Here is a 22,884-nt window from a genome sequence, read left to right on the forward strand (position 1 = left end):
GGAAACTCCAGAGCCTCTGCAGTCAAGGGCATAGCTGGCTCAGAAAATGATGACGCAGCGGCCTCTGGTCGTTATAGGGCTACAGTGCAGACACGGTGGAGGCTGGTTTGAGCGACAACATGAATGCAGGCGGGACAGGGTCAGATATTCTGGTTTTCACCGATATCCCCCACCCTGCACGCGCAGACGCGCTGAGCGGCATTCTCAAGGACGTGGCGGGGCTTACCTGTGTCGAGAGCCTTGAGGCGCTGGAACATGCGGCACAGGCCGATCCGCAGGCGCGGATGGTGGTGGTGTTCATGCAGCCCGATATCGACATCGGCCGGGCGCTGGAAAGCGGGACTGTGGCCAAAAAGGCGCTGGAGGGCTGGACAAAGCGCACCGGCGCGCTGGTGGACCTTCTGCGCCGCAACCGCCGCAGGCTGGCGCTGATCGACGACATCACCCTTTTCGCCGATCCGGACCGGGCGCAGGCGCTTCTGGGCACCCCGCTTGACCCGCCCGCTGAGGATGAGCAGAGCTCGGCGTTGCTTCGCCTTGTCGGGCAGGCGGTTCTGGCGCGTGATGCCCGGGCCGCAGCGCTGGCCGGAGAGCTGGTCGCCAGCAGTCAGGGCGGCGAAGGCAAACCCGTCAACCTGCAGAGCGCGCAGGACGAATTCACCACCCTGCGCCACGCCATTGAGCGCGAGAACAAGGTGTTGCGTGAGGTCGAGCAATACAAGGCCAGCCTCACCGCCCGTCAGGAAGAGCATGACAGCATTCTCGCCGAACTCCTGACTCTGCAGGAAACTGTCAGCACCAACCGCGATGAGCTGGAGCGGAAATCTGCCCAGCTTGTGCAGTTGCGCCAGGGGCTTGAAAGCGGTGAGGCGCAGATCCGGCAGCTGGAGCAGGCGCTGAAAACCGCCGAAGCGCGGGCCGGAACGTTGCAACAGGACCTGAGCGCGCAGCAACGTCGCCACACCGAAGAAAGCCGGGAACAGGCCACGCTGGCCGAGCAGAGCCTGAGCGCCCTGAACGAGCGTAGCCTTGCCCTTGAAAAGCTTGAGGCCGAGGCCGAAGACCTCAGGCGCGCGGTGCAGGACAGGGGCGGCGAGGTCGCGCTTCTGACGCAGCGGCTGGCAGAGGCTGACGCGACACGCCGGGCACAGGAGGCTGAAATCGCGGCCTTCTACAGCTCGAAATCCTACCGTATGACAGCCCCCCTGCGCTGGCTGAGCGCGGCGCTGCGGCGCGGGCAATGAGCCGCCGGGCGCAGTGCCAGACCGCGCCTCGCCACAGTGCGCACCGCGATTGCCTGATGAGGAAAGACGTGAATGCCGAAATCGTTTGTTGATCCGCTCAAGAAGCTTTCCCAGCTTGGCACGGTCGTTCATCTGGGCGCGGGCAGCGGGCTTGATCTGCCCGAGCTGCTCGCCACTCAGGCCCGCCGCATCGTCCTGATCGAACCCGGCCCGGCGGCGGTGGCCATGCTGCGCAAGGCCGCTACGGATGCGCGCTGCACAATCATGGCGCTTGCCATCGCCCCGGACGAGGGGCAGGCGAAGCTGCGCCAGTTCAACTTTCCCGCCCTCTCCAGCCTGAAGGCGCCGCTTCCGGCGCTGAGCGATCTGTTTCCCGGCATGGCCCAAACGGTTACCACACCCGTCGATACGCTGCCGCTGGCAACGGTCATGACGCGCGCGGGCGTGGATCCGTCCGAGAAGAACGCGCTGATCATTGATGCGCCCGGCATGGAGGGGCAGATCGTTGACATGGCGCTGGCGCTTCCCGCTTCTGAGCGGTTCGCCCATATCATCCTGCGCGCCGGGGCTTTGGCCCTCTATGAAGGGGCCAGCAGCTTTGATGCGCTGAGCAAGGCGCTTGCCGACTCGGGCTACCGCTCGGAAAGCAACCTTTCCACCGACCCGGATTTTCCTGCCGTCTGGTTCCGGCTTGATCCGCTTTTCATCAAGTTCAAGCGGCTTGAGACCACCCTTGAAGAAAGCGTCGCTGCCCGCAAGCAGGCGGAGGATAACGCGAGGCAGCACCAGCAGAAGATTGACGCACTGGAAGCGCGCCTGACCAAGCAGACCGAAGAACGCGAGACGATGCGCGCGTCATCCGTCGCCGATAAACAGACACTCAAGGCGCAAACCGAGATGGTGGAAGTGCTGCAAAGCCAGAACGCCCGCCTGCAGGATGACCTTGCGCGCGCGGCGGCGCACCGCAAAAAGCTGGAGGCTGAATTCCTGCGCGTCGAGGCCCAGTTGCAGCTGATGCGCGAATTCATGGATCTGAGCGCGCGGCGCGAAGGTTCCGCCCCCGTCGCGGCTTCGTTGCCTGACCCTGTCACGGCGCCGACGCCGACGCCGACGCCGACGCCGGGCGCGGAAGCCGCGCCTGCCCGGATGCAAGCGAAAAAGCCGGTCAGGCGCAGCAAGGCGAAAAGCCCGTAAACCCAGCGGGCCGAACTTCGGGTGATGCAGATGGAACATGCCGTCCAGCGCGGACTGATCGCCAGGTCGGGCCTGTTTGATGCGCACTGGTATCTGAAAACCTATCCGGAAGTGGCACGCGCCGGGCTTGACCCGCTGCGCCATTTCACCGATCTGGGCGGGGCGATGGGCCGTGACCCCGGCCCCGGATTCAGCACCCGCCACTACCTGACCTCCTGCCCCGCGGCCGCGCAAAGCGGGCTGAACCCGGTCGTGCATTTCCTGCGCCACGGGCAGGAACGGGGCATTGCGCCCCTGCCCCTTCCTGACGCCGCTCTGGCGCGGCTGGACCTGCTGCGCGGCTGCCTGCTGACGCTGGGCTTCAATGGCAAGCCACTGGCAGAAGTGGCGCGGATCGCCGCGCAAGGCGCGCCCGGTGCGCAGGTGCGGGCCGCGCATGAACTGGCGCAATGGCACATGCGCGACAAATCCCCTTCGGGCTATCGCAAGGCGCTGGAGCATCTTGAAACCGCCCGTTCCGGCACCGCTGACCTGAAGCTTCTGGGCGCGCTTCTGACGCTTGAACTGCTGTGCCTCCACCATCTGGGCGAGGGCACCGCCGCCCGCGCCGCCTTTCGCCGGGGCGCGCTGGCGGGGGCGCTGTCAGCCGATGCGCTGCTGGTGCACGGCAATTTCCACACAACGGCGCAGGCACGGCTGGCCACGATCAACACCGCGCTGGCCCGGTTCGCCATCCCGCCGCTGGCGCTGACCGATAGCCCCGCCCCCTCGGCCTATGACCGGCTGACCATGGCCGCACCGGCCACGCCGGTGACCGACGGGCCGCTGGTCAGCGTTCTGGTCGCGGCCTATGACGCGGCGGAAACCCTGCCCGCCACCCTGCGCTCGCTTCAGGAGCAGAGCTGGCAGAACCTCGACATCATCGTTATGGATGATTGCAGCCCCACCGACGCCACGCTGCAGGTCGCCCGGTCCTTCGCGCAGGCCGACCCCCGCATCCGGGTCATCCGCATGCCACAGAACGCCGGCGCCTATGTCGCGCGCAACCATGGGCTTGATCTGGCGCGCGGCACGTTTGTCACGCTGCAGGATGCCGATGACTGGGCGCATCCGCTGCGGATTGAAACCCAGATGCGCTATCTGGAGGCGAACCCGCAGGTCATCGGCTGCACCACCGAACAGGCCCGCGCCCGCGATGACCTCAGCTTTACCCGCTGGACCGGCGAGGGCGTGGTGATCTTCACCAACACCTCGTCCTTCCTGTTTCGCCGCGCCCCGGTGCATGAGGCGCTGGGGTATTGGGATACTGTGCGCTTTGCCGCCGATAATGAACTGATCCGCCGCATTCAGCGCCTGTTCGGCGCGGGCGCGGTGGTGCATCTGCCGTCCGGCCCGCTGGCATTTCAGCGCGACTCCGACAGCTCCATCATCGCTGACCCCTATCTGGGCATCAACGGCTTCCCCTTCGGTGCGCGCAAGGCCTATCAGGATGCGCAGGCCTATCACCACGCCTATGCCGATACCCTGCGCTATGACGGCGACCCCGGCCCCCGCCCCTTCCCCGTGCCCGCCCTCATGCGGCCTGGGCGGCGCGCGGGGCCGCGGTATCTGCCGGTGGTCATGGCCTCGGACTACCGGATGCTCGGCGGCAGCGTGCAATCCTGCCTTGAAGAAATCCGCTTCTGCAAGGAGCGCGGCCTGCCGCTGGGGCTGGTGGAGATGTTCCGCTATGACCTTTTTGAGCAGGACCTGAAGACCCATATGCTGGATGAGGTGCGCGCCCTGATCGACGGTGAGACCATCCAGCATCTGACCTATGGCGAGGATATCCGCTGCGATCTGCTGATCCTGCGCTATCCGCCGGTGCTGCAACACCGCCAGCGCTACCTGCCGCGGATCGACGCGCGCGAGATCAGGGTCATCGTCAACCAGCCGCCGATGAGCGACTATTCCGCCAAAGGGGTGGAGCGGTACACGCTGGCGCGTTGCGCCGCCAATATCCGCCACCAGTTCGGCAAGGATGCGTTCTGGCATCCCATCGGCCCCCTGGTGCGCGAGGCGCTGCACCGCCACCACGCCGATCAGTTGGCGCATATCCGCCTGTCTGATGAAGACTGGCACAACATCATCGACCTGCGCGGCTGGGCCAGCCCGCCCCGCGCCCGCAGCCCGGATGCGCCGCTGCGCATCGGGCGGCATTCGCGCGACCATGCCCATAAATGGCCCGCCACGCGCGACGATATTCTTGCCGCCTATCCGGCAGACAAGGATGTGGAAGTGCATGTTCTGGGCGGCGCAACAGCCCCGGCAGCGGTTCTGGGCGCTCTGCCATCCAACTGGGTGGTGCATCCGTTCGGGGCACTGCATCCGCGCGCGTTTCTGGCCAGCATCGACGTTTTCATCTATTTCGCCCATCCTGACTGGGTCGAAAGCTTTGGCCGCACCATTATCGAGGCCATGGCCACCGGCCGCCCGGTGATCCTGCCGGAGATGTATCGCCCGCTGTTTGAGGATGCGGCGCTTTACGCCACCCCGCAGACGGCGCTTGCGATGGCCCGGCGGCTGATGGCAGACCCGGTCGCGCTGACCGCCCAGATCACCCGCGCGCAGGACTTTGTCAGCCGCCGTTTCAGCCACGAAACCCACGCCGCCCGTCTGCGTGCGCTTGGTATCTCGGTGCAGTAAGGCGGCGCCGGAGCGGAGCAGATCCGGCTTTGTCATTTCAGTGTCTGACTTTAGCAAAAAGTTCATAAAACTTCACGCGACGATGCAACTTATCCCGCTTTGCGGCGTTATTGCTGAAGTCAAATAAGTCGAGGCGGATATTCTCTTGAAACACATCGCACCCTTCCGGGCTCCGATGGCAATTCGGCGTCCTTTTCTTGAATCCGGTTGCGGAGGGCTTTTCACATGATCGTGGATGCCCTGCAAATCGAGCTGGATCATGAGCGCCGGATTTCCAACTCTGAGCGCCTTTCCGTGTTTCGCCGGAACGCAACCACCTGGGAGCTGCTGATGCTGCTGGCCTCGGAAGAGGATGCCGGTTCAGCCGGGCTCTACAAGCTGGCGAAACGGGTTCATTCCGACTACCTGAGCGACAGCGCCCTGCTGAAATTCATGCGCGAACGGCGCGAAGACGGGCTTTTGCTGTTTGAAACGCACGCGAAGCGCAGCCAGTGGAGCGTGCGCCCCGATGATGCCGTTCTGGATGAACTGAACGCGCTGTTGTCGCTGCGCAACCACCAGCTTTCGCGGGCAGGCCGTGCGCGACAGCAAAGTGACAACGCCCTTTCCGCGCAAGGCTGACCCCCGCATAACATGCCTTCCCGGCCTTGGTTCAGATCCGCGCTGTAGCCGCGATCTGAAGCCGGGTGCGCTGCGCGAACAGCATTTCAAGCCGCTGCATAATCGGCGCACTCAGGCTGAGGGAGGCCTTGCTGCGCTTGTCGGCACTGGGTGTAACCAGAATGGTCCCGACGTCACGCTGCTGCTGGATGAACTTGAGCAGGGCAGATTGCCCCAGCGCGCTGCACTGGATCTGATCGACTGTCTCATGAATTCCCATCCCGGACTTGCCGTGGTTCAGCGCGAGCAGCAAAAACAGCTCCCATGTGGCGGCGTTGCGCCGGAACGCCGCGATCTGGCGGCAGCCCGCCACCGCGCGCTCAAAGTCCAGCTCAAGCTGCACCATCGCTGCCACATCGGCTTTCCTGCCGCCTCCTTCATCGGCAGCCCTGAGCAGCGGCCGCCTGGTGCCGCCGTTCACTGAAGCGCCGCCATGCGATTGCTTCCCTTCCGGGCGAACAAGCGTTTTGCTCTGGCGTTGCTGCGGCAGATCGACGTGCAGAAAACGCTCGTCTTGTCCGCTGTTATCGGTGCGCATTCAGTTTCTCCTGCACAGTCGCGGTATCAACCGAAGATCACGAGGCAGCGGGTTCCCGCGCCTCCGAGGCGTGCGTGTGAACAAACATCGCGTCGCGTTCGCGGGCCTGCGCCAAACGGTCATGGTCACCCCAGACCGAGACGCAGATGGCATCCTGCCCTCGGGCGCTCATATGCGCGGGGCAGATTTCGACAACCCGCACACGCAGGTCTGCGCCCTGGCGCAGCGCGGGCGCGATCAGCTCGGCCGCTTCGGGTGCCAGCTGGCCAATGGGCACCAGCCGACCGCGCTGCCCGATCAGCGGCAGCCAGAATCCCTTGCGCCAGAACAGCGCCGTAACTGTTCCCTTCGTATCGGCGCGCAGATCGACACTGTCGCCCAGCGTCAGCCCGAAAGAAGGCGGCGCCTTTGCCAAGGGTAACAACGGGGTCTTGTGAAGGATGACTTGCATTGCCTGTGTGCTTTCTGCCGTTGCCGGGCGGTCCCCCCTGCCGGGGCCGCACCTGTTATTGGCCCCCTATGCTATCTTGATTGCGGCGATTCGCAAAAAGGGTGCTGGGGCCATGGGCGAAAATCCACTTACGGCGCAATACCGCCTGCCCTTGCGGGGCGCTTACGTCGCCCAAAGCTCAGGTCCAGGGGCCGCCCGCGCTGCGGGTTCCTGTCAGGTCGTCGTGGCGATGATGTCCGGCACAATCCCGGAGCGCGCGATGTAAACCGCCGGATCAACGCCACAAAACAGCCCGTGCCGGGCAATCAGAACCGTCCCCAGCCCCGCCGCGCGCCCGCCCAGCACGTCGGTATGCAGCGTATCGCCCACCATCGCCACCCGCTCGCGCGGCACATCTCCCAGCCGCGCCAGCGCCGCCCCGAACGCCCCGCCAAAGGGCTTGCCGTAGAAGGCCGGGGCCAGCGGGCCGTCATGTCCCGGCAGGTCATGGGCGAAATGGCCGGGCTCCAGCGTCAGCCCGTCCTCGCGCGGGGCGACGATGTCAGGGTTGGCCACAAGCACCGGGCGGGGCTTGGCGCACAGGGCAGCCTCCAGCGCCGCCTGCCGTTCAGGCGTCCAGCCCTCTGATCCGAGGAACAGAAAGCCGTCGGCGTGGCGCAGCAATGCCGCATCCCCCTCCAGCGCCTCCACCCGCGCGGGAAGGTCATCAAAGCTCGCCCCCGGCGCGGTGATTGCGGCCCAGAGCCCGCCACGCCCCGCCAGCGCTTCACCGGCCAGATCGCGGCTGGCGACAACCTCATCTGCCGTGAAATCAAACCCCAGACGCGCGTATTTCGCCAGCGCGGTTTCGCGCGGATAACTGGCGCCGTTGGTCAGCACCACCACCCGCTTGCCAAGGTCGCGCATCTGCGCAACCCGCTCAACCGCGCCGTCAATCGCCGTCTCGCCGATGTTGAGCACTCCGAAAGCGTCCAGCACAAAGGCATCAAAGCGCTCAAACACCTCGGACAGATCGGCCACCATCCGGGGCGCCGCCGGAAACCCGGCCTGCGGCAGGCGCGCGCGCAGGGTTTCATAGCGCTGAAAGGCCCAGTCCAGACCGACACGGGGAAAGGCAGCATGCAGGGTCAAGGGCGCGCTCCGGCCAAAGGATGATGCGGCACTTTCTGGGGCTCAGGCGCGCAATTTGCAAGCATTGCCGATAGTTTGCCCAGTGCCGCCCCTTTCCGCCGTCTTCTTGATCTTTTTTGATCGGCGGTGCATCACCCGGTCGCCCGCCCGGCACTGCCGTGGCACGAATCGCTTGGAGCAGGCCTGCTTTCATGTCATCAATTTGACCGTAAGATAAAAAATCGCCTGTCGACCCAACCGCCAGCAACAGGGACATTCACCATGACCAACGCCCGCTTCACACTCACCCGCCGCCGCCTTCTGGCCACGGTTGCCGCCGGTGCCGCGCTCACCGGCCTTGCCGTCACCCCCGGCCACCTTCTGGCGCAAGAGCCGCTGCGCGTGGCCGGTGTCTATACCGTGCCGGTTGAACAGCAGTGGGTCAGCCGCATTCATCTGGCGGCTGAGACCGCGCAGGAGCGTGGCGATATCAGCTATACCTTCACCGAGAATGTCTCGAACACCGACTACGCCCGCGTGATGCGCGAATATGCCGAGGCCGGGGTGCAACTGATCATCGGCGAGGTTTTCGGCGTCGAGCAGGAGGCGCGCGAGGTTGCCGCCGAATACCCGGATGTGGCCTTCCTCATGGGCTCCAGCTTCATGCATGACCCGGACCTGCCCAATTTCGCGGTGTTCGACAACTATATCCAGGACGCCGCTTATCTCAGCGGGCTGATCGCGGGCGCGATGTCTGAAAGCGGGAATATCGGCATGGTCGGCGGCTTTCCGATCCCTGAGGTCAATCGCCTGATGCATGCCTTCATGGCCGGCGCGCGTGAGGTGAACCCGGAAATCCGCTTTCAGGTGGCCTTCATCGGCTCATGGTTCGATCCCCCCCGCGCCAAGGAAACCGCCTTCGGCATGATCGAGGCAGGCGCCGATGTGATGTATGCCGAACGCTTCGGCGTGGCAGACGCCGCGCAGGAACGCGGCGTGCTGGCGATCGGCAATGTGATCGACACGCAGGCTGATTACCCCGATACGGTGGTCGCCTCGGCCATCTGGCACTTTGAACCCACGCTCGATGCCGCCGTGGCGGCGGTCAAGGGCGGGGTGTTCTCGGCCGAGAACTATGGCGTTTATTCCTACATGATCAACGACGGCTCCTCGCTGGCGCCTCTGGGCACCTTTGAAGGCCGCGTCCCCGCCGAGATCATGGAACTTGTCGAAGAGCGTGAGGCCGCGATCCGCGCCGGTGAGTACGAGGTCGAGATCAACGACGACGAACCACGGTCAATGTAAATGTCCGGGGAAATGGGGGCGCAGGAGGTTGTCCTGCGCCTCGATGGCATCACCAAGCGTTTCGGAGCGCTGACCGCCAATGATGCGGTCAGCTTTTCCCTGCACCGGGGCGAGGTTGTGGCGCTGCTGGGCGAGAATGGCGCGGGCAAGACCACGCTGATGAACATCCTCTTCGGCCATTACACGGCGGACGAGGGCCACGTGGAGCTGTTCGGCCAGCCCCTGCCGCCGGGCAACCCGCGCGCCGCCTTGGCGGCGGGTGTCGGCATGGTGCACCAGCATTTCACGCTGGCCGATAACCTGTCGGTGCTGGAAAATATCCTGCTGGGCACCCGCCCGCTCTGGAAGCCCGGTTTTGACAAGGCCCGCGCCCGCGCCCGGATCGTGCAGCTTGCGCGCGATTTCGGCCTGTCGGTGGTGCCTGAGCACCGGGTGGGCAGCCTGAGCGTGGGGGAACGCCAGCGCGTCGAAATCCTGAAGGCGCTCTACCGTGATGCCCGCATCCTGATCCTCGATGAACCCACCGCCGTCCTGACCCCGCAGGAAACCGAGGGGCTGTTTGTTACCCTGCGCAAGATGGTGGCCAAGGGGCTGTCGGTCGTGTTCATCAGCCACAAACTGCATGAGGTTATGGCGATTTCCAGCCGCGTCGTGGTGCTGCGCCATGGCAAGCTGGCGGGCGAGGTGGCCACAGATCAGACTGACCGCCACAAACTGGCCGAACTGATGGTCGGCGCCGAGGTCAAACCGCCAGAGCTGCGCGCCAGCGCCCCCGGCCCGGCGCTTTTGACCCTTCAGAACGTTACCACCCCGGATCACGGCAACGCGCCGGGGCTGAAGACGGCGGACCTTGCGCTGCATGCCGGTCAGATCACCGGGCTGGCGGGTGTTTCGGGCAACGGGCAGGCCGCGCTGGCTGATCTGATCGCGGGGCTGGAACGCCCGGTTTCCGGCCAGATGGCCCTGCATGGCGAGGCCCCGCGCCATTGGTCGCCTCGCGCGGCGATGGATGCAGGTATCGCCCGCATCCCCGAAGACCGCCACAAAACCGGCACCATCGCCGATTTCACCCTGACGGAAAACGCCATTCTGGAAAGCTACAGCATAGCGCCCTTCTCGCGCCGGGGCTGGATGAACTGGCGCGCGGCGCGTGACTTCGCGCAGCAGGTGATCACCCGCTACGATGTGCGCTGCCCCGGCCCCGAAACCCGCATCCGCCTGCTGTCGGGCGGGAACATGCAAAAGCTGATCCTGGGCCGCGCGATGGAACCGGGGCCAAAGGTCATTTTGGCCAACCAGCCGGTGCGGGGCCTCGATATCGGCGCGATCAGTTTCGTGCATGGCCAGCTTCTGGCCGCGCGCGACCGGGCCGCGGCGGTGCTGTTGATATCCGAAGACCTCGATGAGGTGATGGCGCTGTCTGACGTGATTCATGTCATCTATGAAGGCCGCCTGTCGCCCCCCTTCCAGCGTGGCTCCATGACGGCGGCGGGGCTGGGTGCGTGGATGGCTGGCAGCGGCTTTGACGGAGTGACCCATGCGGCTTGAGCCCATCGCCAACCCCACGCTGGCGCGCACGCTGGGCTTTCCGGTGATCGCGCTGGCGCTGACAGTGCTGGCGGGCTCACTGCTGGCCATGCTCGCCGGGGCCAACCCCTTCGCCACGCTGGGCCTGATCCTCAAGGGCGCGGCGGGTTCGCGCTTTGCTTTGCTCGAAACCCTCAACCGCGCAACGCCGCTGATCTTCACCGGGTTGGCCGTCGCCGTGGCCTTCCGCGCCAAGTTGTGGAACATCGGCGCCGAGGCGCAGCTTTACGCAGGTGCCGTAATGGCGGTGCTGCTGGGCACCGGCGCTTTGGGCTGGCCCTCGGGGCTGCTGCTACCCGCCATGGCGGGGGCGGCGATGCTGGCGGGGGCGCTGGTGTTGCTGGGGCCTGCGCTACTGAAGGTGCGTTTCGGCGTGGATGAAGTTGTCACCACGCTGCTGTTCAACTTCGTCGTGCTGCTCTTCGTCTCGATGCTGCTGGAAGGCCCGCTCAAAGACCCGATGGGCATGGGCTGGCCCCAATCCTCGCGCCTGATCCCCGAGGCCCGCCTGCCCCGCATCGTCGAGGGCCTGCGCCTGCATTGGGGTTTCGCGCTGGCGCTGATCTCGGCGCTGGTGGTCTGGGTGATCCAGTCGCGCACCACGCTGGGCTATGAGATGCGCGCGGTCGGCCAGAACCGGCAGGCCGCCGAGTTCGCGGGCATCCCGGTGGGCCGCGTCATCCTGAAAACCGCGCTTCTGTCGGGCGGGCTGGCGGCGCTGGCCGGGTTTTCCGAGGTGGCGGGGCTGAAGGGGAACCTGACGCTCGATATCAGCCCGGGCTTTGGCTACACCGGCATCATCGTGGCGATGCTGGCGCTGCTGAACCCGCTGGGCGTGGTCGTCTCGGCCATTTTCGTCGCGGGGGTGTTTGTGGGCGCGGACAGCATGAGCCGGGCTGCGGGCGTGCCCACCTATATCGCCAATATCATGCTGGCCACCGCCCTTCTGACCATGGTGCCGGCCATCGCACTGACCCGTTTTCGCGTGCGCAGGGGCTGAGAGATGATGGAAATCCTTGATATCCTGCTGTCGGCCAGCTTCTGGGCCGCCGTGATCCGCATCGCCTCGCCGCTGATTTTCGCCACGATGGGTGAGTTGATCTGCGAACGCGCGGGGGTGCTGAACCTTGGGATTGAAGGGATCATGGTGGCAGGGGCCTTTGCGGGCTGGGTGACGGTTTATTCCGGTGGCGGCTTGTGGACCGGGGTGATGATGGCCATGGCAGCGGGCATGCTGTTCGGCCTTGTGCATGCCACGCTCACGGTGCCTTTCGGCCTCAGCCAGCATGTGGTGGGGCTGGGGGTGACGCTGCTGGCAACCTCGGCCACCTATTTCGCCTACCGCCTCGCCCTGCCCCGCGTCACCACCCCGCCCCGGATCGAGGCATTCCAGCCGCTGCCAATTCCATACCTGTCGGACCTGCCGCTGATCGGCCCCGCGCTGTTCACGCAAACCCCGCTCACCTATCTGGCCTTCGTGCTGGTGGCGGTGGTCTCGGTCGTGCTCTACCGCACGCCCTTGGGGCTGGCCCTGCGCGCAGCAGGCGAGAACCCCTCGGCGGTGGCCGCACAGGGGCTGTCCGTCACCGGCATCCGCATGGGCGCGGTGATCGTCGGTTCGGGCCTGATGGCGGTGGGCGGCGCTTTTCTGACCATGTCGGCCTTCAACTCGTTCTTCTTTGAAATGGTCAACGGGCGTGGCTGGATCTGCATTGCGCTTGTGGTGTTCGGCGCATGGATGCCGGGCAAGGCGCTTTTGGGTGCGGTGCTGTTCGGCGTCTTTGATGCGTTGCAGATCCGCCTGCAACAGACCGCGCTGGGGGCCGATGTGCCCTATCAGGTGTTCCTGATGATGCCTTTCCTTCTGTCCATTCTGGCGCTGGTGATCATGTCGCGCCGCGCCTCGGTTCCGGCGGCGCTGATGGTGCCGTTCAACAAGGGGGAACGCTGATGTTCGATCTGATCGTGAAGGGCGGCACCCTGCCGGATGGCCGGGTAGCTGATATCGGCATCCGGGGCGACAAGATCGCGGCTGTGGAAAAGCTGGAGGGGGCCGAGGCCGGGCAAGTAATCGACTCCACCGGCGATCTGGTCTGCCCGCCGTTCGTGGACCCCCATTTTCATATGGATGCGACGCTTTCCTACGGCCAGCCAAGGGTGAATGCCTCGGGCACGCTTTTGGAAGGGATCGCGCTTTGGGGTGAGCTGAAGGCGATTGCCACCATCGACGAGATGAAGGCCCGCGCGCTGGAATATTGCGACTGGGCGGTCAGCATGGGCCTGCTGGCGATCCGCAGCCATGTGGATACCTGCGACCCTGATCTGAAGGGGGTGCAGGCGCTGCTGGATGTGCGCGAGACGGTCAAACCCTATATCGACCTGCAACTGGTCGCCTTCCCGCAAGACGGCCTCTACCGCGACCCGAACGCGCTGGAACAGACCCTGCGCGCGCTCGACATGGGTGTCGATGTCGTGGGCGGCATCCCGCATTTCGAGCGCACGATGGATGAGGGAAGTTGGTCCATCACCAACCTGTGCAAGATCGCGGCCGATCGTGGCCTGCCGGTCGATATGCATTGCGACGAAACCGACGACCCGATGAGCCGCCATATCGAGACACTGGCCTATGAGACGCAGCGGCTGGGCCTGCACGGGCGGGTGGCCGCCTCGCATCTGACCTCGATGCATTCAATGGACAATTACTATGTCTCCAAACTGCTGCCGCTGATCGCCGAGGCCGGGATCAGCGCCATCCCCAACCCGCTGATCAACATCGTTCTGCAAGGGCGGCATGATACGTTTCCCAAGCGGCGCGGGCTGACCCGCGTCAAGGAAATGCAGGCCCAGGACATCACCGTGGGCTGGGGGCAGGATTGCGTGCTGGACCCATGGTATTCGCTGGGAACCGCCGACATGCTGGACGTGGCCTTCATGGGCCTTCACGTCGCGCAGATGACCCACCCCGATGAGATGCGCCGCTGTTTTGACATGGTGACCAACGCCAACGCCCGCATCATGGGGTTGCAGGGCTATGGGCTGGAACCGGGCTGCACCGCGTCGCTGGTGGTGCTGGACGCGGGCAACCCCGTTGAGGCCCTGCGCCTGCGCCCGGACCGGCTGGCGGTGGTGGCCAAAGGCAAGCTGGTCGCCGCAAAGGCGCGCAACGACAGCCGCCTCTCGCTGCCCGGAAGGCCCGCAAGCGTGCGACGGCGCCACCGGGCGGGCTGACTTTGGATTGACGTGGATCAAGGCAATCAAAGCGTGAGTCACAGATCATGGAAGACCTTCGCAACCCATTGCAATGGAGACGGACATGGTCGAAAAAACACCGCTCGGTAATTTCTGGCCGACCCTTTATGAGCCCTTCCGCCAGTTTGGCGGCAAACTGGCGGACTGGGTGAACACCGCATCCGAAGCTTCGTCAGACGATAGTTCCTATTCGATCCGCATGGAACTGCCCGGCGTGGCTGAAGAGGATATCCACCTGACGGTTGAAAACGGTCTGGTACGCATCCGGGGCGAGAAGAAATCGGAACGCGAGGAAAAAGGCGACACCTGGTATTTCAGCGAGCGCCAGTTCGGCAGTTTTGAGCGCAGCTTCCGCCTGCCCGCAGACGCTGACGAAGGCGCAGTCAGCGCGGCGCTCAAGGACGGGGTGCTGACCGTCAGCCTACCCCGGAAAGCCCCCAAGGGTGCCGAAGCGCGCCGCGTGACCATCGAGAAGAAATGACCGGCTGACCTGACGCCACAGAAGCTGCATTCTTCGCAGAGCGCTGCACGTTTCACGCTCGGTCTTGTGAAACGTCAGTCGCCCAGTATTAGTCGCTGGTAAACGGCGTCATCTGCGCCACGATCACGGCATTCTCCTCAAGCGCGCGCTGCATCAGCGCGCGTTCGCTCTCGTCAATCTCGTCGCCCTGCGCCAGCCGCTCTTCCAGCGTGCCGTAGCCGGTCACGTCCAGCGGTGCCATATCCGCCTGTTTGAGGATCGCCACGCTTTCGCGCACGGCCTCGGCCTCATCCACGCCTGAGGCATAGATCAGAAGCCCCGCACCAGTGCAGCCCTTGGGAAGCCCGTCGCCCGCACTGCGCCCGACCTCAACCAGCAATGTATAGACCTGCTGACGCCGTTTTTCCGGCTTGTCGCCCGTGCTTTCAGTCGCCATCCGCCACCCTCCGCGCGCGTTCATCGCCCTGTGCCTTGATCGCCCGCCAAGTGACAGGAAAGCAGCGCCGCTGCAAGTCCCCGCACCTCAGGCGAAGTCGGCGCGGATTGCCCCCGCAATAAGCCCTGCCCAGTCGCGGTAAATTTCGCGCCCGGGGTGAAAGCCGTCCACAGCCATCAGCGCCGGGTTCAGCGTATCGGTGTCAAACGGCAGAGGGTGCAGGACCGCCTGACCTGAAGGGCGCCGGGCCACCTCTGCCGCCAGTGCCGTGTCGAAAAGCCTTGCGCGCGCACCCAGAAGAGCACGCAGGGGCTGGGGAAGGGCGGGAAATCTGCCCAGCGGCGGCACGCCGGACAGGTAGATATGGCGAAGGCCAAAGCGGCTTTCCAGCACTTCCCAGAGCGCGCGCTGCTCGGCCAGCCAGCGCCGCAGTGGCACCTGCCGGATCACATCATTCACCCCCAGAACGACGACCGCCGCATCAAAGGGTGTTGGCGGCAAGGCGCGCAGGCCGGCAAGGGCATGCGCCGTGGTCGCGCCGGTCCGTGCCTCGAGGTGCCAGCGCAGGTCATAGCCGCCCAGCGCGGCCACAAGCTGCCCCGCCAGCGCATCATCCTGATGCACCACCCCAACCCCGGCGGCCGAGGACTCGCCCATGATCAGAAGCCGGAGCACCGGGCCCGCGCCACTCTGTCCCTGCCTTGGCCCCACCGCCTCGGGCAAGCGCTGCACCTTGCGGCGCACCATCATTCCTTGCATCAGACAGATCGGAGCAAGGGCAAGACGCAGTGCAAGACTGGTCAGCGGCGACACGGAAGTGCCTTTTTACTGGGCCACCTCGACAGGCTCGATCAGGATGATTTCCTGCTCACCACAGAGCACCCGCACGCCCCGGAACGGCGATTGGGTGCCATCAACCGGCGCGGGCGAAGCCATCTCGAAGCGCAGGTCATAATCACTGAGCACTTGCGGCGCGTCCATCTGGGGCGCCTCGTAAACCAGTTGAACCACCTGCACAGGCTGGGCAGAGCGATCGCTGATGCCTTGTTCCAGCGTCACACTGTAGCCGGGGGAAGGCATGGTGACGGTGCCGGTCACAATCAGTTTCGGCCCGTCCGGGCCGGGCATGGCACTGACCCATGCCGCCCAGTCATCTGAGGCCGCGACCGGGCAGGCGTTTTCCTCGCCCACCACTGCCCCGGCCTCGGCAGTGTCATCAGTCGCAGCAGCGTCATCGGTCGCGTTTTCACCCGAAGCGGTGTCGGTTGCATCAGCACCCTCGGACTGCGCCGCTTCCGCGCCGTCTTCTTCCGCGCCCGCTTCGTCGGCGCCTTCCGTCTCGGCCCCTTCAGTCCCGGCGCCCTCGGCATCAGCACCCTCGGCATCCGCGCCACCAGCTTCCGTGCCGGCCTCGTCTTCCAAAGCATCACCGTCAGCGCCGTTCTCGTCTTCCTCATCCTCTTCGCGCAGCCGCTCTTCACCCTCGGTCAACGCCTCATCCTCCAGCTCGTCGACCAACTCACCTTCCGCGCGCACCTCAACCTCGATGTTCTCGTCCTCTTCGGGTTCCTCGACGATGCCAGCCTCATCGTCCCCTTCTTCGCCAGCCTCTTCCCCGTTCAGCGCCGCCTCGCGCTCATTCAGATCAACGGCCGCTTCACGCAGTGCCAGAAGATCGGCACACCCCGTCATCTCTTCGGCCTGATCACAGACAAAGAGCTTCGACAGCAGCGTGGCACAGCCCTCGGCCGTGCGATCCGCCTCGCAGGCCAGAATACGCGCGCCGGAAATGCCTTCCTCCTGCGCCTGGGCCGCCATGGGCAGCGCAGCAAGGGAGAGGGCGAAAAGCGGGAACCGGCGACGCGACATGGGGGACTCCTCCAGAAGGGTGTGGACAATCAACGCCAGATTAGCCTTTCGGTTCCGTTCCGCAAGGCCCCGCCCCGCTGCGGCCGCCGCCCGGCGGAGTGCGCCGCCCCGGCTTCATCTTGCCAAAAATACGCCCCTTCCCTGCCCGTCCGGATGCCAATGAAAAAACCCCCTGCCCCGAAGTGAGACAGAGGGTTCATTCTGACGAAGTCGTTTCCGGCGCGGCACGGTCAGATGACAGGTGACACGGGCGCGAACAGGCGCCGCCCGATGTCAGTCGCGCAGCAGCTCGTTGATCGAGGTCTTGGAACGCGTCTGCGCATCCACCCGCTTGACGATCACCGCGCAATAAAGATGCACGCCGTTCTTCGATGGCATCGAGCCTGCCACCACGACCGACCCGGCGGGCACTTCGCCATACATCACCGCGCCGGTTTCCCGGTCAACGATCTTGGTGGATTTGCCGATGAACACGCCCATCCCCAGCACCGAACCCTCGCGAATGATACAACCCTCGACCACCTCGGAACGCGCGCCAATGAAGCAGTTGTCCTCAATGATCGTCGGGCCGGCCTGCATCGGCTCCAGCACGCCGCCGATGCCCACGCCGCCGGACAGATGCACATTCTTGCCGATCTGCGCACAGCTTCCCACCGTCGCCCAGGTATCGACCATGGTGCCGCTGTCGACATAGGCGCCAAGGTTCACGAAGGACGGCATCAGCACCACGCCCGGCGCGATATAGGCCGATTTGCGCACGATGCAGTTGGGCACAGCGCGGAAGCCCGCCTCTTTCCAGCGGTTCTCGCCCCAGCCCCTGAACTTGCTGTCAACCTTGTCCCACCAGCCGCTACCCTGCGGCCCCCCTTCCTGCGGCTCCATGTCCTTGATGCGGAAACCCAGCAGCACCGCCTTCTTGGCCCATTGGTTCACATGCCAGTCCATGCCGCGCTTTTCGGCCACGCGCAGTGCGCCGGTATCCAGCGCCTCAAGCGTGGCTTCGATAGCGTCACGCGCCGCACCGCGGGTGGCGGGGGTGATGGTGTCGCGCGCGTCCCATGCGGCTTCAATGGCGGTTTCAAGTTCGTCAATCGGCATGGTCTGCTCCTGCGGCTCTGGTCACGGGGTTACGCAGGCTATAGCCTTGGGCGGACAGGCACGCAATGCAGGCAAAGGACATCTGATGAACGACACCCCCCGCTTCCGCCCCTTTCCCGATGCGGAACAGGACGTTCGCACATCGCAGGCCGTACCCGAGACACCGCAGACCCTGAACCCGGCCTATCGGCTGGCCTTTGATGATCTGGACTTCATCAAACGCGACGCGCTGCGCCCGGTGCGGCTGCAGCTTGAACTGATGAAGACCGAAATACTGCTGACCGAGCGGCAGATCGCCTCGACGGTGGTGATGTTCGGCGGCGCGCGCATCCCCGCCCCTGACAAGCCCTCGGGCAAGCCGGGGCTGGACAGCCTCTCGCATTATTACACCCAGGCGCAGGAGTTCGCGCGCCTGATGACCCTGCGCAGTGTCGCCAAGGACAACCGCGAGCACGTCATCTGCACCGGGGGCGGCCCGGGGGTGATGGAGGCGGGCAACAGAGGCGCTGCCGAAGCCGGGGGCATTTCCATCGGCCTCAATATCGTGCTGCCGCATGAACAGGCCCCCAACAGCTATGTCACCCCGGACCTCAGCTTCAACTTCCACTATTTCGCGGTGCGCAAGATGCATTTCCTGATGCGCGCCCAGGCGATCACCATCTTCCCGGGTGGGTTCGGCACGCTGGATGAGATGTTCGAGGCGCTGACGCTGATCCAGACACGGCGCATGAAGGGCATTCCCATCCTGCTGTTCGGCCGCTCATTCTGGGAACGCGTGATCAACTGGGATGCGCTGGCCGAGGCCGGAACGATTTCGCCCGAGGATCTGAACCTTGTGCATTATGTCGAAACCGCCGAGGAGGCGGTTGAATGTATCGACACATGGCGCTGAACAGCAGGCGCGATGAGCAAACGGGGCGGTAAACCGCAAACCGCTGCCACGCTCTCCCGCTTATTCCGCCGCCGGTTTGGTGACCAGCGTGCTGCCCGGCACAAGCGTACCCACCGCACTGCGCAACCGCTCCAGCTGAAGCGGCTTGGTCAGACAGTCGTCAAAACCGGCGGCCATATAGGCCTCAACCTGATGTGACATCGCATTGGCGGAGAAGGCCAGAATCGGCAGGCGCTCATCGGCTTTGCCTTTGCCGCGCATCACCTTCTTGGCCTCGCGCGCGCGCAACTCCTTCAGCACCATCACCCCGTCCATCTCGGGCATCGAGATATCCAGAATCACCGCATCGAAGGGTTCTTTCTCATAGGCCTCCAGCGCAGCGGGGCCATCGGCGACCAGCACCGAAGACATGCCCAGCTGACCCATCATCGCGCCCAGAATCATCCGGTTGGTGCGGTTGTCATCGGCAGCCAGCACGCGCAGACCGGACAGATCGTAATGGGAATCGGCAACCGGCTTGCGGGCCTGCTCGCCCTCTGCCGCAGTGAGGCGCGGCAAAGGCAGCGTGATCGTCACCTGCGTGCCGATCCCCAGTTGCGACTGAAAGCCGATGGTGCCGCCCATCATGTTCACCAGCCGTTTCGCAATCGGCATGCCCAGCCCGGTCCCGCCGAACTTGCGCGCGATGGAGCCGTCGGCCTGCCCGAATTCCTCAAAGACATGCACCTGCTGCTCATGCGTCATTCCGATGCCGGTATCGCGCACCTCGATCAGGATCTGATCGGCATCGGTGCAATCCATCTCAACCCGGACAGAGCCGGTCTCGGTAAACTTGATCGCGTTGCCGATCACATTGTGAAGGATCTGCAGAATGCGATGCGGATCCCCCAGCCGCTTGGCACCGGCGTCACCCTGCACCGCCACCCCGAAGGAAAGCTGCTTCTCGGATGCCTTGAGGGTATGAACGGTTTCGATCCGCTGCGCCAGTTCGGGCACACTGAAGGGCACCTGCTCGATCGCAAGCTGATCGGCCTCGATCTTGGACATGTCGAGAAGATCGTTGATGATGTTCAGCAACAAAGTGCCCGAATCATGCATCACCTTGACCATGCGCGCCTGATCGGGGTCGGTGATCAGGCGTTCCAGAACCTCGGCGATCCCCAGCACACCATTGAGCGGGGTGCGCATTTCATGGCTCATCTTGGCCAGAAACTGGGTCTTGGCAGCATTGGCGCGCCGCGCCTCATCCAGCGCGGCTTCGCGCGCGCGCTCGGCATGCACCTGATCGGTGACATCGAGCACGGCATAGACCACCCGCGCATCATGCAGGTTGCCCCCGGGCACCGGCGCGGCATGGACTGAACAATACCGCGTACCCGAAGGACTGCGCAGGGTGAAGCGCGTGTCCGCAAGCGGCTGGCCGGAGGCCAGCACCCGCTCGAACGGCGAATTCCCGGCGTCCGGGCGCAAGCCGTCCTCGCCCAGCGCGAACCACTCCGCCTCATCATGGTGCTGGCCGATCATCCGCGCGCGGGTCGTGCCCAGAACCTGCTCGGCGGCGTCATTGGCGAAACGGATCACGCCCTGACGGTCCAGCACCAGAATGCCCATGGCTGAAGTGCTCAGAATGCTGCTGAGAAAGGCGCGCTCATTGTCCAGTTCCACCTGAACGGCCCGCACGGCCCGGTCGCTCTCGCGCCGCTGCAGAACCGAGCAGATGACATCGGCAACCGACTGCAGCAGATACAGCTCACCCGGAAGAAAATCATGGGTATTGTGTACGCCGTCAAAGCCGATGAAACCGTAGAATGTGCCATCGGCACGCATCGGCACCACAAGAATGGAGCGGATCGCCTGCCCTTCAAGCAACTCCCGCACCGAAGAGCTTTCGGGCAGCGCTGTGACATCGGGAACATGGAAGGGCACGCCGTTCTCCAACGGCTCGGCCATCGGCCCGTAAAGCGACAACGGCAGATCCTTCAGATGCTCGATCTGGGGCTGGATACCCGGCGCGCACCATTCATGCGTATTGCTGGTCACCGCACCGGCGTTGACGAAAACATAGGAGCGGTCACGCTTGCAATAAGCCCCGATCCGCTCGATCGCACGGTTGATCGAAACGTCGATCTGCTCGATCGGCGCGCGCAGGAGGTCGTTGAGAATTTCAACGACAAGCGCCTGAATGCGCGTCAGACGGGTCTCATTCGTTATATTTTCTGTCTGCATTCCGCCGCATGTCCGCCAATTCGACCCGACGCATCGTGGCTGACAACAACAGCCCGACCGTTGGCCGACCCACCAGCGCCTGCACTACAGGTTCCGGCAATACCCTTCCGCACACACACGCGGAACAAAAACCAAAACGAACACATACCTTGTGTAAAGCGTAACACAGCAAGCGCCTTCGTCAATGTCATGCATTAAGAAACCGGCGATATTGTGACTGTGACAGTCATAATTCTCACCCGGTTTTCTGCAACCGGCATCTGCTGCGAATCATCGCCCTGCCCTTTCGCCCCGGCCCGGTATCGGGCAAACGCTTGCACCGCGCGCCCGCGCGCGCTAGCCAGCATCGCGGCCGCACCCTGCCATCACCACCCGCCAAACACCGCCAACACCCCGCCGAAAGGAAAGCCGATGCCCGCAACAGACCCCGCCGATCTGACCGCCCGGCTTATCCGCTGCCCCTCGGTCACCCCGCATGAGGGCGGCGCGCTCACGCTGCTGCAACCCATACTGGAAATGGCGGGCTTCACCTGCACGCGGATCGAACGCGGCGCAGTGTCGAACCTGTTCGCCCGCTGGGGCGAGAAATCGGCCAACCGTCGCTTCGGCTTCAACGGCCATACCGATGTGGTGCCCCCCGGCAACCCGGAGGACTGGCGCTTTGATCCGTTCAGCGGCACCATCGCCGAAGGGCGCCTCTGGGGCCGCGGGGCCTGCGACATGAAATCAGGCGTGGCGGCATTCGTAGCCGCTGCAGTGGATTTTGTTACCGAAACGCCACCCGAAGACGGCGCGGTCATCCTTACCATCACCGGCGATGAAGAGGGTGATTCCATCGACGGCACCACCGCAATCCTGGACTGGATGGCAACCGAGGGCGAAAGCATGACCCATTGCCTGGTCGGCGAACCCACCTGCCCGCAGGTCATGGGCGAGATGATCAAACACGGCAGGCGCGGCTCGATGACCGCAACGATCACGGCGCGCGGCCTTCAGGGCCATTCGGCCTATCCCCACCGCGCCCGCAACCCGCTGCCCGCGCTGGTGGCGCTGCTTGACCGGCTGGCGCGCCACGAACTGGACCGGGGCAATGGCAATTTCGACCCCTCGACCCTTGCCCTGACCACGATCGACACGGGCAATACCGCCTCGAACGTGATTCCGGCTCAGGCCCGCGCCGTGCTCAACATCCGCTTCAACGACGGCCATACGGGCGAAAGCCTGACCGCATGGCTGCAACAGGAAACCGAGGCGGCAGCGGCGCAAAGCGGGATAGCGCTGGAACTGTCGGCCAGGGTGTCAGGCGAAAGCTTCGTGACCGAGCCGGGCCCCTTCACCGAGCTTGTGGCGCAGGCCGTCAAGGCGGAGTGCGGCGTTACCCCCGAACTCTCCACCTCGGGCGGCACCTCGGATGCGCGGTTCATCAAGGATCACTGCCCGGTCGTCGAATTCGGCCTCGTGGGCCAGTCGATGCACCAGACCGACGAGCATGTCGAAATCAGTCATATTCACACGCTCAAGGCCGTCTACACCCGCGTCCTTCAGGGTTATTTTGGCCAGAACCGGCCCGGCTGATCTCCGCCTCGCCCCTTTACGGAAAAAGGGCGCGCGCGCCCTTGGGGGGGCTGCGCCCCCTTTCCTTTCAAAAACAACAGGGGGCTTGGCCCCCTCTGGGCCTGCGGCCCATTCCCCGGCCCCTCTTTCCAGATCGGGCCACGGGCTCGGCGCTCAAAGCTGGGGCCTTCCACTGGAAGGCCCCCGAGACGCCGCTCACCCCCCGCGTATTTCCGGCAAGATGAAAGGGGCGCCGCGCCCCTGCTTCACCTGTTCAGAAATATCCCGGGGGAGTCCGGCCATCG

At 64.7% G+C, this 22,884-nt stretch carries 20 protein-coding genes; 12 read left to right on the forward strand and 8 right to left on the reverse strand.

Annotated elements, in window-relative coordinates; all coding sequences use genetic code 11:
* Window positions 1-107: 107 nt before the first annotated feature.
* From V7Q53_RS08530 to V7Q53_RS08545, 4 genes are all read left to right on the forward strand, one after another.
* Window positions 108-1,244 (forward strand): hypothetical protein, encoded by a 1,137-nt coding sequence (locus tag V7Q53_RS08530; protein ID WP_333828110.1) that lies wholly within the window; start codon window positions 108-110, stop codon window positions 1,242-1,244.
* Window positions 1,245-1,316: 72 nt separating this feature from the next.
* Window positions 1,317-2,438: a hypothetical protein gene (locus V7Q53_RS08535; protein ID WP_333828111.1), complete on the forward strand. Its 1,122-nt coding sequence runs from the start codon at window positions 1,317-1,319 to the stop codon at window positions 2,436-2,438.
* 30 nt (window positions 2,439-2,468) lie between these two features.
* Window positions 2,469-5,123, forward strand: coding sequence for a glycosyltransferase (locus V7Q53_RS08540; protein ID WP_333828112.1), 2,655 nt, complete (start codon window positions 2,469-2,471; stop codon window positions 5,121-5,123).
* A 225-nt stretch (window positions 5,124-5,348) separates the two neighbouring features.
* Window positions 5,349-5,744, forward strand: a complete 396-nt coding sequence (locus V7Q53_RS08545) for a hypothetical protein (RefSeq protein WP_333828113.1) — start codon at window positions 5,349-5,351, stop codon at window positions 5,742-5,744.
* A gap of 31 nt (window positions 5,745-5,775) precedes the next feature.
* Here V7Q53_RS08545 and V7Q53_RS08550 read toward each other — a convergent pair whose 3' ends face one another.
* The 3 genes from V7Q53_RS08550 to V7Q53_RS08560 all read right to left on the reverse strand — a co-directional run bounded on the left by V7Q53_RS08550 (window position 5,776) and on the right by V7Q53_RS08560 (window position 7,903).
* The gene (locus V7Q53_RS08550; RefSeq protein ID WP_333828114.1) at window positions 5,776-6,321 is read right to left on the reverse strand and encodes a hypothetical protein; all 546 of its coding nucleotides are present in this window, start codon (window positions 6,319-6,321) and stop codon (window positions 5,776-5,778) included.
* Window positions 6,322-6,358: 37 nt separating this feature from the next.
* A complete protein-coding gene (locus V7Q53_RS08555; protein WP_333828115.1) occupies window positions 6,359-6,772 on the reverse strand; it encodes a hypothetical protein in 414 nt (137 codons plus the stop codon).
* Between the two features lie 213 nt (window positions 6,773-6,985).
* A complete protein-coding gene (locus V7Q53_RS08560) occupies window positions 6,986-7,903 on the reverse strand; it encodes an HAD-IIA family hydrolase (protein WP_333828116.1) in 918 nt (305 codons plus the stop codon).
* A gap of 261 nt (window positions 7,904-8,164) precedes the next feature.
* Between V7Q53_RS08560 and V7Q53_RS08565 the strand changes: the two genes are divergently transcribed.
* The 6 genes from V7Q53_RS08565 (at window position 8,165) to V7Q53_RS08590 (ending at window position 14,504) form a co-directional block, all read left to right on the forward strand.
* Complete coding sequence (locus V7Q53_RS08565) at window positions 8,165-9,187, forward strand: BMP family protein (RefSeq protein WP_333828117.1); 1,023 nt, start codon at window positions 8,165-8,167, stop codon at window positions 9,185-9,187.
* Complete coding sequence (locus V7Q53_RS08570; RefSeq protein ID WP_333828118.1) at window positions 9,188-10,735, forward strand: ABC transporter ATP-binding protein; 1,548 nt, start codon at window positions 9,188-9,190, stop codon at window positions 10,733-10,735.
* A complete protein-coding gene (locus tag V7Q53_RS08575; protein WP_333828119.1) occupies window positions 10,725-11,774 on the forward strand; it encodes an ABC transporter permease in 1,050 nt (349 codons plus the stop codon). The genes V7Q53_RS08570 and V7Q53_RS08575 overlap by 11 nt, the downstream gene beginning before the upstream one ends.
* A gap of 6 nt (window positions 11,775-11,780) precedes the next feature.
* Entirely contained in the window at window positions 11,781-12,725 is a 945-nt protein-coding gene (locus tag V7Q53_RS08580; RefSeq protein WP_333828154.1) for an ABC transporter permease, read from the forward strand.
* On the forward strand, window positions 12,725-14,002 hold the full coding sequence (locus V7Q53_RS08585) for an amidohydrolase family protein (RefSeq protein ID WP_333828120.1): 1,278 nt from the start codon (window positions 12,725-12,727) through the stop codon (window positions 14,000-14,002). Before V7Q53_RS08580 ends, V7Q53_RS08585 begins: the two co-directional genes overlap by 1 nt.
* Window positions 14,003-14,087: 85 nt before the next feature.
* Complete coding sequence (locus V7Q53_RS08590; protein ID WP_333828121.1) at window positions 14,088-14,504, forward strand: Hsp20/alpha crystallin family protein; 417 nt, start codon at window positions 14,088-14,090, stop codon at window positions 14,502-14,504.
* Between the two features lie 88 nt (window positions 14,505-14,592).
* Here V7Q53_RS08590 and V7Q53_RS08595 read toward each other — a convergent pair whose 3' ends face one another.
* The 4 genes from V7Q53_RS08595 to dapD all read right to left on the reverse strand — a co-directional run bounded on the left by V7Q53_RS08595 (window position 14,593) and on the right by dapD (window position 17,907).
* Window positions 14,593-14,940, reverse strand: a complete 348-nt coding sequence (locus V7Q53_RS08595) for a hypothetical protein (protein ID WP_333828122.1) — start codon at window positions 14,938-14,940, stop codon at window positions 14,593-14,595.
* Window positions 14,941-15,027: 87 nt separating this feature from the next.
* The gene (locus tag V7Q53_RS08600; protein ID WP_333828123.1) at window positions 15,028-15,753 is read right to left on the reverse strand and encodes an SGNH/GDSL hydrolase family protein; all 726 of its coding nucleotides are present in this window, start codon (window positions 15,751-15,753) and stop codon (window positions 15,028-15,030) included.
* Window positions 15,754-15,765: 12 nt separating this feature from the next.
* Entirely contained in the window at window positions 15,766-16,809 is a 1,044-nt protein-coding gene (locus tag V7Q53_RS08605; protein WP_333828124.1) for a hypothetical protein, read from the reverse strand.
* 273 nt (window positions 16,810-17,082) lie between these two features.
* Window positions 17,083-17,907: a 2,3,4,5-tetrahydropyridine-2,6-dicarboxylate N-succinyltransferase gene (dapD, locus tag V7Q53_RS08610; protein WP_333828125.1), complete on the reverse strand. Its 825-nt coding sequence runs from the start codon at window positions 17,905-17,907 to the stop codon at window positions 17,083-17,085.
* Between the two features lie 85 nt (window positions 17,908-17,992).
* On the opposite strand from dapD, the gene V7Q53_RS08615 reads away from it, so the two are divergent.
* On the forward strand, window positions 17,993-18,799 hold the full coding sequence (locus tag V7Q53_RS08615; RefSeq protein ID WP_333828126.1) for an LOG family protein: 807 nt from the start codon (window positions 17,993-17,995) through the stop codon (window positions 18,797-18,799).
* A 60-nt stretch (window positions 18,800-18,859) separates the two neighbouring features.
* Here the strand turns inward: V7Q53_RS08615 and V7Q53_RS08620 are convergent, their stop codons facing one another.
* Window positions 18,860-21,025: an ATP-binding protein gene (locus V7Q53_RS08620; RefSeq protein WP_333828127.1), complete on the reverse strand. Its 2,166-nt coding sequence runs from the start codon at window positions 21,023-21,025 to the stop codon at window positions 18,860-18,862.
* A 411-nt stretch (window positions 21,026-21,436) separates the two neighbouring features.
* Between V7Q53_RS08620 and dapE the strand changes: the two genes are divergently transcribed.
* Window positions 21,437-22,600, forward strand: a complete 1,164-nt coding sequence (gene dapE / locus V7Q53_RS08625; protein WP_333828128.1) for a succinyl-diaminopimelate desuccinylase — start codon at window positions 21,437-21,439, stop codon at window positions 22,598-22,600.
* Window positions 22,601-22,884 lie beyond the last annotated feature (284 nt).

Source organism: Pararhodobacter sp. (genome assembly GCF_036802785.1).
Lineage (GTDB): Bacteria > Pseudomonadota > Alphaproteobacteria > Rhodobacterales > Rhodobacteraceae > Pararhodobacter.